12 protein-coding genes and 1 tRNA gene are annotated in these 13214 nt (G+C 68.4%); 6 read left to right on the forward strand and 7 right to left on the reverse strand.

The genetic code is table 11. The features are described from left to right. Positions 1–38 precede the first annotated feature (38 nt). Positions 39–863: an NAD(P)H-binding protein gene (locus tag ACFWUU_RS29405; RefSeq protein ID WP_380180076.1), complete on the reverse strand. Its 825-nt coding sequence runs from the start codon at positions 861–863 to the stop codon at positions 39–41. Positions 864–939: 76 nt separating this feature from the next. Between ACFWUU_RS29405 and ACFWUU_RS29410 the strand changes: the two genes are divergently transcribed. The 3 genes from ACFWUU_RS29410 to ACFWUU_RS29420 all read left to right on the forward strand — a co-directional run bounded on the left by ACFWUU_RS29410 (position 940) and on the right by ACFWUU_RS29420 (position 2931). Beyond that, entirely contained in the window at positions 940–1362 is a 423-nt protein-coding gene (locus tag ACFWUU_RS29410) for a MarR family winged helix-turn-helix transcriptional regulator (protein WP_380180077.1), read from the forward strand. Positions 1363–1386: 24 nt separating this feature from the next. After that, entirely contained in the window at positions 1387–1614 is a 228-nt protein-coding gene (locus ACFWUU_RS29415) for a hypothetical protein (RefSeq protein WP_380180078.1), read from the forward strand. 105 nt (positions 1615–1719) lie between these two features. After that, complete coding sequence (locus tag ACFWUU_RS29420) at positions 1720–2931, forward strand: alpha/beta hydrolase family protein (protein WP_380180079.1); 1212 nt, start codon at positions 1720–1722, stop codon at positions 2929–2931. Positions 2932–2934: 3 nt separating this feature from the next. On the opposite strand, the gene ACFWUU_RS29425 is transcribed toward ACFWUU_RS29420, so the two are convergent. Next, positions 2935–4338 carry an FAD-binding oxidoreductase gene (locus ACFWUU_RS29425; RefSeq protein WP_380180080.1) on the reverse strand — a complete coding sequence of 468 codons (1404 nt, stop codon included), beginning with the start codon at positions 4336–4338 and terminating at the stop codon, positions 2935–2937. Positions 4339–4424: 86 nt separating this feature from the next. After that, positions 4425–7604 (reverse strand): BTAD domain-containing putative transcriptional regulator, encoded by a 3180-nt coding sequence (locus ACFWUU_RS29430; protein WP_380180081.1) that lies wholly within the window; start codon positions 7602–7604, stop codon positions 4425–4427. A 34-nt stretch (positions 7605–7638) separates the two neighbouring features. On the opposite strand from ACFWUU_RS29430, the gene ACFWUU_RS29435 reads away from it, so the two are divergent. Both ACFWUU_RS29435 and ACFWUU_RS29440 read left to right on the forward strand, forming a co-directional pair. Further along, positions 7639–8229 (forward strand): class I SAM-dependent methyltransferase, encoded by a 591-nt coding sequence (locus ACFWUU_RS29435; RefSeq protein WP_380180082.1) that lies wholly within the window; start codon positions 7639–7641, stop codon positions 8227–8229. 39 nt (positions 8230–8268) lie between these two features. After that, positions 8269–8745 carry a hypothetical protein gene (locus ACFWUU_RS29440; RefSeq protein ID WP_380180083.1) on the forward strand — a complete coding sequence of 159 codons (477 nt, stop codon included), beginning with the start codon at positions 8269–8271 and terminating at the stop codon, positions 8743–8745. Here the strand turns inward: ACFWUU_RS29440 and ACFWUU_RS29445 are convergent. From ACFWUU_RS29445 to ACFWUU_RS29460, 4 genes are all read right to left on the reverse strand, one after another. Continuing rightward, positions 8725–9684 (reverse strand): alpha/beta fold hydrolase, encoded by a 960-nt coding sequence (locus ACFWUU_RS29445; RefSeq protein ID WP_137255657.1) that lies wholly within the window; start codon positions 9682–9684, stop codon positions 8725–8727. The two genes, ACFWUU_RS29440 and ACFWUU_RS29445, sit on opposite strands and share 21 nt — an antisense overlap. Positions 9685–9688: 4 nt before the next feature. Continuing rightward, complete coding sequence (locus ACFWUU_RS29450) at positions 9689–10147, reverse strand: hypothetical protein (protein ID WP_380180084.1); 459 nt, start codon at positions 10145–10147, stop codon at positions 9689–9691. A gap of 34 nt (positions 10148–10181) precedes the next feature. Beyond that, positions 10182–11147 (reverse strand): hypothetical protein, encoded by a 966-nt coding sequence (locus ACFWUU_RS29455; protein ID WP_380180085.1) that lies wholly within the window; start codon positions 11145–11147, stop codon positions 10182–10184. A 76-nt stretch (positions 11148–11223) separates the two neighbouring features. Then, a complete protein-coding gene (locus tag ACFWUU_RS29460; protein ID WP_380180086.1) occupies positions 11224–12813 on the reverse strand; it encodes an LCP family protein in 1590 nt (529 codons plus the stop codon). Between the two features lie 278 nt (positions 12814–13091). Here ACFWUU_RS29460 and ACFWUU_RS29465 point away from each other — a divergent pair. Further along, positions 13092–13181: transfer RNA gene (locus ACFWUU_RS29465), tRNA-Ser, on the forward strand. The last annotated feature ends 33 nt before the right edge of the window (positions 13182–13214 follow it).

Here is a 13214-nt window from a genome sequence, read left to right on the forward strand (position 1 = left end):
CAGTACTGACCATGCCTCACCAGGCCGGTACTGCGGAGCTACTTGAACAACTGCAGGTTGTCGCCGCACCAGGCCGCGAACGTCCGTGGTTCGCGCCTGGTGAGGCGGCGTACCGTGTCCGTGCGTAGGCCGATCGTGTCGGCGCGCATGAGCTTCAGCCCCTCGACGATCGCCGCGGCCAGGTCCGGCGGTGCGCCGTTCGGGTAGCGGAAGCGGACGGCCTCTTCGGGGGTCTCGATCGGGCGTACGTCGAGGCTGCGGCCGATCGCGTCGCCGAGGATCGAGACCTGCTCGGCGAGCGTGAACGCCTCCGGACCGGTCAGCGTGTACTCCTGCTTCTCGTGCCCGTCCTCGGTCAGGACGGTCGCAGCGACGGCCGCAATGTCTGCCGGGTCGATCGGCGCGGAGCGACCCGGGCCGATCGGGTCGAGCACGTACCCGCCGGCGCGGATCGTCGGCAGCCAGTCGACCGCGTTCGTCATGAAGCCGGTCGGCCGGAGGAACGTTGCCGGGATCCCCGAGTTGCAGATGAGCTGCTCGCGCTCGTGATGCCAGTGCCCCATCGCGGGGATCGGCTCGCCGAGCACGGCGTACGACGAGACGTAGACGAGGTGGCGTACGCCGGCCTCGCGGGCTGCGGCGACGACGTTGACGGTGTGGTCGAGGCCCGTGCCCGGGACGAGCAGGAACACCTTGTCGACGCCCTGGAGATCGAGCGGTCCGTCGAGGTCGCCGAGCTGTTGTTCGGCGGGCAGATCCTCGCGCGGCGTGCGGACCAGGGCGCGGAAGTCGGCGCCGCGGTCGTTGAGCTCGTCGACGAGCCTACGGCCGATGTGTCCGGTGGCGCCGGTGATGAGTAGCATGGCAAACTCCTTTACCGGTTAACGATTCCTCGAAAACGTTAACCGGTAAACGATCTGGTCGTCAAGGAGTGTGTCGATGCCCGAGTTCCTGGAGTTGCACAGCAAGACGTCGAAGCTGCTGCGCGCCGCGGCGGATGCCGCCGTACAACGCCATGGGCTGCGGCTCGGGCAGGATCATCTGCTGGCCGCGTTGTGGGCGGAGGACGGACGTACGCCGGGCGAGATCGCCGCCGCGGTCAACGTCACGACGCCGGCCGTCACCAAACTGGCCACCCGGATGGCCGAGTCCGGCTGGCTCGAACGGCGACCCGACCCGCACGACAACCGCCTCGTCCGGCTCTGGCTGACCCCGGCCGGCCGGGCCCTCCAGAAGCCGATCGAGGCCGAACGCCAGGCGCTCGAGGACCGCATCACGGCGACCCTCACCAAGACCGAACGCGCCCAGCTGATGAAGGCCCTCACGAAGATCCAGCAGGTGCTGGTGTCAGACCTCGCGTGAGCGCGACGGCGTACGCTTCGGTGTATGGCGAACGCACCGGAGTGCCCGGTCTGTGGGCAGCAAGGAGTGCCGATTCTCTACGGCCTCCCGACCCGGGTTGCCCGGGAGGCGGCCGCGGCCGGGAAGGTCCGCCTGTTCGGCTGCGTCGTACCGGCCGAGCCGGATCAGTGGATCTGCCCGGAGTCCCACAGTTGGCGGGCTGACGACGACGGCGTCCTGCTGGCCGCCATCGAGGCTGCCGTCAAGCGCTGAGAGGTAGATCACGAGCCGGCACGTCACAAGCGCGGTGGCCGGCTGTGTCCTGGAGTGCGGTGGCCAACCCATTGGGGGTGGGTCCAAGCATTCTTGGAGATCGACGTGCGACACCTCATCACCTTCATCGCCGCGGCTACGGCGGTGACCGGTCTGGCCGCGCCGGCGCAGGCGGCCGATTGCGACGTGCAATGCCAGCTGGACTTGCAACATCAGAACGCCGTACCGCGGACGTCGTTCTACGACCCGCCCGCCTCGTTGCCGTGGGCACTGCCGGGGTCGGTGATTCGCAAGCGGGAGACCACCGACTACACCGCCGGACCGGCGACCCGGATCATGTACCACTCGCGGACCTCGGCCGGCCGCGATGTCGCCGCCACAGCAGTCGTCCTGGTGCCGAAGGGCAAGGCGCCGGCCGGCGGTTGGCCCGTCGTCGTGGACGCGCACGGCTCGAGCGGAATCGGCGTGCCCTGTGCACCGTCGTTGATGAAGGACCTCTACCACGGCAACCAGATGATGGACTTCGTCAACAGTGGCTATGCGGTCGTCGCGCCGGATTACGCGGGCCTCGGCACCGACGGCCGGCCTGAGCTCGTCAACAAGACGGCCGAGGCCAACGACGTCATCTACGCCCAGCAGGCTGCGCGTCGGGTGCGGTCGGCTCTGTCGTCGCGATGGGTTCTGTGGGGTCACTCGCAGGGTGGCGGTGCGGCGATGGGCGTCGCCGAGCGGCAGCGTGTCCGCCCGCAGCCTGGGTACCTCGGCACCGTTCTCACGTCCCCGGTCGCAGACCTTTCCGAGGTCGTCGACCACGTCGCCGCCACGCCCGGGTACGGCGCCTTCGCGGCGATGATTGCCCAGGGCGCCCATTTCAGCGACTCCCGGATCCAGCCTGCGAGGTTGCTCAGCCCTGAGGCGTATTCCCGGATCGGCATCACCGCGATCGGCTGCCTCAGCGCGGCGTTCACGGCGTACGCCGATCTGAGCGGGCCGCAGCTGGTGACCCCGGCGTACTCGACCGATCCCGCCTTCCGGACGTACCTGCGGGTCAACTCCGCCGGGAACCAGCGGCTTGGCGGACCGGTCCTGTTGCTGCAGGGCGAGGCCGACACCGTCGTACCCGTTGGTGTCACCAATCAGATCGCTGCGGCGCAGTGCCGGCTCGGGACCCGCCTCACCTACAAGACGTACCCCGGTCTCGAGCACGACACCTACCCGTGGGTGCAGGGCATCGACGACGGCGCCATGCCCGACATCCTGGCCTGGACCGCTGACCGCTTCGCCGGACGCGCCGCGCCGACGTCCTGCACCCGTTGATTCCTAGCTCGGCTTGATGTTCTGGTTGAGGTGGAACAGGTTCGTCGGGTCGTACGTGTTCTTGATGCTGACGAGCCGCTGGTAGGTCGCCGCCGGGTACGAAGCCCGGACGATGTCCTCGTTGGTCTCACCGGTGAAGTTCACGTACGACGCCGCACTCGGCCCGAGCGAACTCCCCGCCGCACGAGCCCACTCGACGACCTCGTCGTACTCCGACCCGTCCTCGCTCCGGGCGACAACGTTGAGGATGTACTCGCGGTCCCGCGTGCCGAACGCCGTGGCGTCGGCCGGCACCCGGCCCATCGCGCCACCCAGGTGGTGGACGTGCAGCTCCGACAGACCGTTCGGTACTGCGGAATGCGCGGCGACGAGCGCGTCGACGGTTGTGGGACCGAGGTCGCCGAAGAACGCCGAACGGAAGTAGTTCCGCAGGCCGCGCGGGAACAGCGGATCGAGCAGCGTCTGCATCGCGTTGTACGGCATCGGTCCGAACAGATCCGCGACCACCGGTGCGAGTTCACGGAACGGCCGGGTCGCGGCGTCGCCCGCGTCCGGCTGCCCGGACCACATCCCGAGTACGGCGACGATCGGCTTGCCGTGCACCTCTTCCGGCAGGAACGGCAACGGCGGTGCGGTGGTGAGGTTGATTGCCAAGGACAACTCGTCCGGCGCCGATGCGGCCGCCGCACCGAACCCACGCAGTACGTCGGCTGCGCGATCGCCCGGGTAGAAGACCAGGCCCGCGAAGACGGTCGGACCGACCTCGTACGCCTTGAACTCGAACGAGGTGACGACACCGAAGTTGCCGCCTCCGCCGCGCAATGCCCACAGCAGTTCGGGGTTCTCGGTCTCACTCGTGTGCAGGTACCGGCCGTCGGCGGTGACAACATCAGCCCCGATGAGGTTGTCACACGCCAGGCCGGCCTTGCGGACGAGCCAGCCGATCCCGCCGCCGAGCGTGAAGCCGGCCACGCCGGTCGACGACACCAGGCCGCCGGTGACGGCGAGCCCGAAGGCCTGCGCCTCGGCGTCGACATCGCCCCAGGTGCATCCGCCCTGCGCCACGATCTGGCGCCGGTCCGGATCGATCCGGACCGAGTTCATCGGCGACAGGTCGATGACGATCCCGCCGTCGGTGGTCGAGAATCCGGGGATGCTGTGACCGCCGCCCCGGACGGCCAACGTCAACCCCTCGCTCCGGGCGAACTCCACGGCCCGGATGACGTCGGCCACCCCCTTGCACCGGACGATCAGTGCCGGTCGTTTGTCATGCGCGGCGTTCCAGATCGACCGGGCATCGTCGTACGACGGGTCGGCCGGGCGGATCAGTTCGCCACGCAGTCCTTCGGCAAGTTCACCGAGGGTGGCCTCCCCGAGCGTGTCCTGCCGCGCTTGCGTCGTTGTCATTTCCACTCCTGATTCGTTCGGCCCGGGGCGTTTCCCGGACTGACAACGACATTAGGAAGGAGGTCTTCGCAATGGCTTAGCGTGACTTAGCGTTCCATGAGCAGGGCTGCGCGGGGCCCGCCGATCCGGCATCCGAGGCGGGTGAAGATCTCCAACGCCGCCGGACCGTGCCTTTCCAGTACCTCGGTGTCACCGTCCGCGACGGCCAGCTCGGCCGCGAGCAGCCGCGTCCAGGCCTCGAGTCGGAGATATCCCTGCGGCTGAAAGGCTTCGACCGCCTGCTCCGCAAGGATTCGCGCGGTACGGCGTTCGCCGGCGAACAACTCGACGACTGCCAGGTTGAGCAGAGCCCCGCCCGCCGCGGGCGCATCGTCGACCGCCTCGCCGCGATCGAGGGCGGCACGCGTGAGGCGCCGACCCGTCCCGGGATCGCCGGACGCCGCGGCGAGCAGACCGAGATTGGCGAGCGTCAGGCTCTCACCGCGGCGATCTCCTAGTTGTTCGCGGAGCTGGAGTGCGTCACGCAGGTGCTTCTCGGCCGCCCCGAACAGTCCTTGGTCGCGCTCGATGCAGCCCAGATGGTTGAGGGCGTGGCCGAGCCCGGACGCGTCCTCGATCCCGGTGAAGGCATCGACGGACCGCCGTACGGCGTCCTGTGCGGCGTCGAGGTTTCTGGTCAGGCGATGGGCGTCGGCCAGGCCCGACAAGGCGTACCCGGTGCCTTGTACGGCGCCGACCCGGCGGCCGATCAGGAAGGTCTCCTCGAACACCGGGATCCACCAGCCGTCGATCGGTACGAGCGGCAGGCACATCGTGACGGCGGGGAAGAACCTGGTCGTGTTCGGGTCGATCTGCGCCAGCCGTCGCAGGCATTCCTCGAAGCGTTCCTGGGCGAGTTCGGCGTTCTCGCGGAAGAGTGCGGTCATTGCGCCGAGACCTTGTGCGGCAGCTGCCAGTGGGTCCGCGCCGAGGGCGTCGGCTTGTGCGAGCGAGTCGACGGCGGTCTGTTCGATCTCGTCGAGGTCGCCGCTTCCGAGCAGGAGTGTGCCGCGCAGTACCCGGGTGGTCACGAGGTCGACCTGGTCGCCGGACTGATAGGAGACCGCGACCGCCTCGTCGCCGAGTCGTGGGAGCCGGTCGGCCAGCCCGCTTCGAGCGAGCAGGATCGCGAGCGCGAAGATCGCGCGGGCTCGCTCGCGGGAGGGTTCGACCGCGACGTCGAGAACGCGTTCGAGCCAGCCTGCTCCTTCGGAGAAGTGGCCGCGCGCAAGCCAGTACGGCGAGAGGCTGAGGCCGAGCAGCAAGGCCCGCTCGTGATCGTGGCGGAGCGCCCAGTTGAGGGCGGCGCGGAGGTTGTCGTGGTCGGCGTCGAGCAGCTGAGGGCGTTCGACGACAACGCCGGCGCGCTCGGGATCTTCGGTGGCTGCGAGCTCCAGGAAGAACCTGCAGTGCGCCGCCTCCATCGGTGCTGCCTCGTGCGCCGCGGCCAGACGTTCGTGCGCGAACTGGCGAATCGTCTCCAGGAGGCGGTACCGCGAGCGCGGGCCATCGTGGTCGACGAGCAGCAGCGACTTGTCGACGAGCCGACCGAGGAGGTCTAGGACGTCTGAGCTGGGCAGGCGGTCGTCGGCGCAGACCTGCTCGGCGGATCGGAGCGAGAAGCTGCCGGAGAAGACTGCGAGCCGGCGCAGCAGCACCTGCTCGTCGTCCGACAGCAGGGCGTGGCTCCACTCGAGGGTTGCGCGCAGGGTCGCGTGGCGAGTGACCTCACCGGGGCGGCCGAGGAGCGAGAGTGCCTCGCCCAGGCGGGCGGCGATCTCTGCGGCCTCGAGGTGTGAGGCGCGGGCGGCCGCGAGTTCGAGTGCGAGTGGGATGCCGTCGAGGCAGCGGCAGATCTCGACGATGGCGGCTGCGTTGGTTGCGTCCAGTACGAAGCCGGGGCGAACGTCTTGGGCGCGGTCGACGAAGAGCCTTACCGAGGAGAGCGTGCGGAGTCGGTCGAGCTCGTCGGTTGGCTCGGGGAGTTCGAGTGAGGGCACGCGGAACGTGACCTCGCCGGGGGCATGGAGCGGTTCGCGGCTGGTGGCCAGCAGGCTGACGCCGGGGCAGCTTCGCCGTACGGCGCTTGCCAGGCCGGCGCACGCGGCGAGGAGGTGTTCGCAGTTGTCCAGTACTAGAAGGAGATTGCGGGGCGCCAGGCGGGTGATGAGGGTGCGGGTCGAATCCGATCCGGCTGCGGGGTCGAGGCCGAGGGCGGCGGCGACGGAGTCGGCTACGAGGTGTGGGTCGGCGACCGGTACGAGGTCGGCGATCCACACGCCATCGGCGTACGAGTCGACCAGGCGGCGGGCGGCTTCTTCTGCCAGGCGGGTCTTGCCGGCGCCGCCGACGCCGGTGAGGGTGACGAGGCGGCCTTGTTCCATCAGGCGATGGACGTCGGCGATCTCGCGCTCGCGGCCGACGAAGCTGGTCAACGCCGGCGCGAGGTTGTGCCTCGGTTGGCTGTCGACCTTGACGGTGCCGGTGAGCAGTTCCTGATACAGGCGCTGGGTATCGGGGTCGGGGTCGGTGCCGTACGCCGTACGTAGGTCGCTTCTCAGTCGTTCGTACTGCGCGAGCGCTTCCGAAGAACGGCCCGTCGCCGCAAGTTGTCGCATCAGGCTTCGGACGCTGTGCTCGTGCAGCGGGTCGATGGCGAGCGCGCGGGTCAGGGCGTCGAGTGCCTCCGCCTCATGGTGATCTGCCGCGGCCGCGTCAGCGAAGTCGACGAGGAGATTGCCGAAGTTGGCGCGGAGTTCCTCGCGCGGGCGGACGGCCCAGTCCTCGAACCTGTCCTCGGGTAGGAGATCGCCTGTGTACGCGGCGACTGCGGCGCGGAGGTCGTCGAGGTCACCGCTGGTGCGGCCCAGCGCGGCCAGCCGCTCGAACGTCCGTACGTCGACGTCGACGAGGCCGTCCGCGAGCAACGCCACGAAGTCATCGCGCAACTCCAGCAGTCCGTTGCTCGACTCGTCACCCGCGAGCGCCCGACGTGCCACGTGCAAGGCCTGGTGCAGATTGTTGACCGCCGACGTCGGGGGCCGGTCCGGCCACAACGCCTCGAGCAGTACGTCGCGGTGCAGCCGCTGGTCGCGCGCCAACGCGAGCAGCTTGACCAGCGTCCGCGCCTTCCGCAGCCGCCACACCTTCGGATCGACGGATCGCCCCCCGCGATCGACAGCGAAACCACCCAGCAGTTGGATCCGCACCTTCAGCCCTCCCTCCACGATCGTAGGCCCCACCTTCGACGAGGATGGTCGGATGAGCCAGCGGTGGAACCACAACATCCACTACCACTCCCGCATCCTCCAGTCCGTCCCACCCGGCGCGACGCGCGCACTCGACATCGGCTGCGGCGAGGGCATGCTGACCCGGTCGCTGCGCGACGCCGTACCGGATGTCACCGGCATCGACCTGGATACCCCGAGCCTCGAGTTGGCCCGCGGGTACGACGACGACATCTCGTACGTTCACGGCGACTTCCTGGCCTATCCCCTCGAGCTGTCGTCGTACGACGTCGTCGCCTCCGTCGCCACCCTCCACCACGTCGACGCCCGCACAGGGTTGCTCCGGATGCGCTCGCTGGTCCGTCCGGGCGGCGTCCTCGCCGTCGTCGGTCTAGCCCGCCCGAACCTGCCCCGGGACCTCCCACGCGAAGCCGCCGGCGTAGCCGCAAACCTGGCCCACCGCGCAACCAAGTCCCACTGGGAACACCCCTCCCCAATCGTCTGGCCCCCACCCACCACCTACCCCGAAGTGCAGGCCCTGACCACCGAACTCCTCCCCGGCGCCACCTACCGCCGCCACCTACTCTTCCGCTACTCAATCCTCTGGACCCGCCCCGACTGCTGACTACTGGTTCCTGCTGTAGGTGCTGCTTAGCCTGGGGTTGTGGAGAAGAAGGTTGGTGGTGGGTGGCTGCCGTTGGATATCACGGGGGATGCGCGGTATTCGGAGGAGCGGGGCCGGATTCGTGGGTTGCTGTCGCCCCTGCGGGCGTATGACGGCGAGATGCTGTGGGATTTCGAGACAGCAACGCTGACGGTGCAGATGACCACGGAGGATGCCCTCCAACAGGCCCGGCTCCTCCTGCTGGTCACGAACCCGACCTGGCTGCGTGTCCTGTTCGTCCAAGTCCAGTACTCCGCGGATGAGTTGCAGGAGCTCTCCTCCCGCCTGCTCCCACACCAGACCACGTGGACCGGCACCACAGGCATCAGCGGCGGCGTCGACCACTACACCAACCGCCTCGTGATGCTGGTCGACCGCAACGACCCAGAAGCCGACACTCTGATCCAAGCCATCAACGACCTGGGCGACCCGAGAATCACCCTGGAGCTCTACGGCTCAGAGTTTGGTGCCTATTAGTTGGTAGATGTCGTCGTGGGCGCCGGGGAGGTCGTCGTGGCCGAAGTCGGGGTAGAGGCGAGTCTCCTTGGCCGACTTGAGTTTGTTGTAGACGGCGAACTGAGTGGACGGGGGGCAGACCTGGTCCTCCAGGCCGACGAAGAGAGTCACCTCGGCCTGGATGCGAGGGGCGAGGTTCTGTACGTCGATGTAGCCCAGCGTCGTGAACACCTCGTCCTGCCGTAGGTGCCTCGGGTCGCGCTTGCGGAACCACGTGACGATCTCGTCGTACGGCCCGGTCTCGAGGTTCAGGTCCCACGTGCGCTGGTAGTCGCACAGGAACGGATACACGCTCGCCGTGTACTTGATCGACGGCGTCAGCGCCGCCGCCACCAACGACAACCCACCGCCCTGGCTCCACCCCGTGGTCGCGATCCGCGACGCATCCACCTCCGGCAAGCCACCGATGAGATCGGCCAACCGCCGCGTGTCCAGGAAGATGTGCTTGTACAGCAGCCCATCCGGCCCCGCGTCCAACCCGTGCACCAGATGGTGCTGCAGCGAGAAGCTGTTGCTCTCCTGGGACGACGTACGGAAGCCGACCTGCTCCCGCACATCCAGCGCCGCGACCGTGAACCCGCGCGCTGCATACGGCAGCAGCTCGACCCACTTCGGCTGCTCCCCGCCGTACCCGTGGAACAGCAGCACCGCCGGCCCGGTCGGCTCGGCAGGCCGCAGTACCTTCGCATGCACCCGATATCCGCCGGTCCCGGTGAAGTACAGGTGCTGCGCGGTCGCCGTCGTCAGCGGGAAGTCCGTCGCGTCCACGAACTCCGCGTCGGCAGGGACCTCGTCCAGGGACAGCAGCGCCTTGTCCCAGAACTCGTCGAAGTCCGCGGGGCGCGGGTTCGTGCCCTGGTAGGTCAGTAGCTCGTCGTACGACAGTTCGAAGGAAAGCACCGGATCATTCTGCGCTGCCGGTGTCCTCCGGCACAGTCCCGTCCCAGATCGTGTACCCGTGCGCCGCGTTCAGCTTGTCCCGCAGCGTGGCCTCCAGCACCGGCACCTGCTTCGGCGCGAGCCAGGACAGCGGCAGCAGGATCGGGTGGTCGGGCTGCTTGGTCCGCAGCACGATCGCCTCGCCGTGCGTGGTCTCCACCCGCCCGACCTCGGTGATATCGGTCCACGGTGTCCGCAGACCGCGTACTTCGATGTCGCCGTCCCGCAGCCGCGCGACCTTCGGCGGCCGGGCCAGGATCCACAGGCCGGCCAGCGTGATCACCCCGCCGAGTGAGACGAACACCGACACGGCAACCGACGGCAGCCCCAGCGCCCACAGCACTGCGGCTACCCCGAGAATGATCAGCCCGGCGGCCAGGATCCCGAGGAACCGTCCCGACCGCATCCGGTACGTCGTACGCATCGACACAGGATCTCATCCGTCCAGGGTGACCATGTCAGAAGGATTCCGTCTCCGACGACGACGCGTTGCCGAGCGGGGTCTTGGCCAGGCTGATCGTCCAGTTGTACGAGCCGTCGAAGATGTCGTCGAACTTCTGGTACGAGCAGTTCTCGGTGAACCGGTGGTTCTTCGCGTCCCAGCTCGTCCCGGACTTGAAGTAGACCCAGTAGTCCTGGCTGCGGATCCCGTTCAGCGTCGCGGTCTTGTCGGCCCGGACGTAGATCGAGGCCTGCGGCTGCCGCGGGTTGCTGCCGGCAATGACGATCACCACGTCGTCGCCGGCGTTCTTGATCTCGAGCGACCCCGATCCGCGCGGACCGGAGCGCTGGAACACGTCCCCGTTCTCGCCCCGGCCGGCGATCACGGCCGGCTGGGCCAGCTTCGGCGGCACCGACACCGCACCGAACTTCACACCCCTACCGATCGACTTCTGCACGCTCTGCGCGAGCTCGGCGTACGCGAACCGCAGCCCGCTCTTCGCCTCGTACAGCCGTACGTCGAGAGCCTTCGGGAAACCGCAGCCGGTCTTCGTACCCCCGGCCCGGCTCAGCTCGGTGCTCACGTCACCGGCGTACGCATCGAAGGCATCGAGTACGGCGGGATGCGCCGCCACCAGACCCGTCGGCGGCGTGATCTTGGCCAGCTCGGCGCGTTCGATGACGACTGCTTTGGCGAGGACGGCGCGGGACGCGTCGAAGGCGGCGATGGTCTGCGCGTTCATCACCCGGGCGACCGACGGCTTGAGCGTCTTCTCGACGTTCGTCAGCGCCCGCTGGTACATCGGCACCGAGAGCGCGACCGCACTCGGCGTGGGCTTCGGCTTGGGTGCCGTCGACGCAGGCGGTGCGCTCGTCTTCGTCGTACCGCCGGCCGAGGGCGCGGAGCCCTTCTCCGGCTCGGCGCTACAGCCCGCACAGACCAGAACCGCGGCTCCGGCCACAACCGCCAGCGAACGCCTCACAGTCACCCCCAGGTGTGACTTGGTTTCATTGAGTTGTAATGATTCCGTCGCTGGGGTTCAACCAACCGAATTTGTCTCAGTTTCCGTTGCCGGTCTGGCTCGGGTTGTAGGCGCAGGCGTCGTTCAGGTTCTCGGCCGCGCCCGGAGTCACCGTCGCCTTCGGCGCGGTCGGCTTCTTCGTCGTCGTCCCGCTCGTCGGCTTCTTGGTCGGCTTCACCGTCGGCGTCGACGCGACCGGGTTGGTCTGCGCGGCGAGCGCCTTCTGGATGATCTCCTGCATCGCGGTGTAGTCCGGGTTCTTGCCGGTGGGGAAGTTCTTGTTCTTGTCGAGGTCGATGTTGCTGACCTTGGCGTTCTTGACCTTGAGGCCGAGCTGGATGAACGCGGGCAGGATCTCCTGCGGGATGTCGGTGCGCAGCAGCTGCTTGCCGGCCGAGGCGATCTGCTGGTACTTCGTCACCAGCGTCGCCGGGTTCACGCTGTTCACCAGCGCGTGGATCGTGCAGCGCTGCCGCTCCTGCCGCGACGGGTCGCTCAGGCCGTACCGGCCGCGGGCGAACCACAGCGCGTGGTAGCCGTCGAGCTTCTGGTTCGGGCCCGGCTCGATGTAGCCGCTCGGCTTCTTCTCGGTGTTCGACCCCGGACCCTCGCCGTAGTCGCCGCCGATCGGGACCCGGTAGTTCACGTTCACCGTGATGCCGCCGACGGCGTCGATGATCTGCCGGAACCCGGCCAGGTTGACCTGCATGTAGTAGTCGATGTCCAGACCCAGCGCGGCGCTCGCGGCCAGCTTGACCACGTCCGCGCCCTCGTTGTCGGTCTGGCCGAGGATCCCCGGATGCGCCTTCGGGATGTTGTCGTACATCGCGTCGAGGTAGTACTCCGGCTGCTCGACGTTGCCCTTGTTCGGATCCCAGAACCCGTCCGGGTACACCTTGTGCAGCGGCGAGTCCTCCGGGAACGGCATCCGCATCCAGTTCCGGCTGAGCGAGATCAGCGCGGTGTTACCGGTCTTGGTGTCGATCGAGGCGACGATCACCGTGTCGGTGCGGACACCGGTCCGGCCCACGCCGTCGTCGGCGCCGAGCAGCAGCAGGTTCAGCCGCGGGGTCTTGGCCCACGGGTCGCTCGCGTTGGTCACCTTCGGCCGGGTCGCGCTCTTGGAGTTGCCCTCGGACTGGAACACGCTGCCGACCAGGTCGCGCTGCGCCATCACGGTCTGCGCGGCGACGGTCGTCGGTACGGCGATCCCGAAACACAGCAACCCGACGAACATCGAGCCCGCCAGCCGGCCCGTGTAGGTCATGCTCACCGGGCGCAGCAGCTTGTGCGACGCGACGACGACCCAGATCCAGAGCACCCCGAGCAGTACGACGGCACCGGTCGCGATCAGCAGTTGCCGCGGCGAGACCGCGAGCGCCAGGACCGAGTCGCGCTGCGTCAGACCGACGTACGCCGCGATCAGCAGCAGACCCACACTGATCGTCAGGACAAATGCACCGAGCTTCTTCCGGCCGCCCATCAACAGGCCGGAGCCTGGCACCAGGGCGCTGAGCAGGGTCAGACCGATCGCCTTCGACGTCGTCCTGGCCCGGTGCGAACGGTGCCGGGACCGGCTGGCACGAGGCGCTGCCCTCCGACCGGCTGCGCGAGTACTCCGCGACATGGCTCCGTTCCCTGATCGACGACGTGGCGACCCCTCCGTCGGCCGCGCGCAGCGGCCCACGGTACTTCAGACGCCCACCACACCAAGTTGGTTGACGCGTGATGCTGGCGACCCCCGTCGATGTCGCCACAGTACAGGGGCCGTGGGCTACTGCCCCAACGTGCCGCCTCAACCACTCAGAGTGTCCGGGGAGTTGCCACCCACCCGCTTTGCCGCCGGACCCGTCGAGCAGATACTCTTGGCCGTCGTCGCGTCCGCTCTGTGAGTGGGCCGTCGGAGGAGGCGTCGCCTAGTCCGGTCGATGGCGCCCGCCTGCTAAGCGGGTTGAGGGTAATCCCCTCTCGCGGGTTCAAATCCCGCCGCCTCCGCAGCATCTGAGGGCCGCCCAATCGGGCGGCCCT

The sequence above is a fragment of the Kribbella sp. NPDC058693 genome, from assembly GCF_042715335.1.
Lineage (GTDB): Bacteria > Actinomycetota > Actinomycetes > Propionibacteriales > Kribbellaceae > Kribbella > Kribbella jiaozuonensis.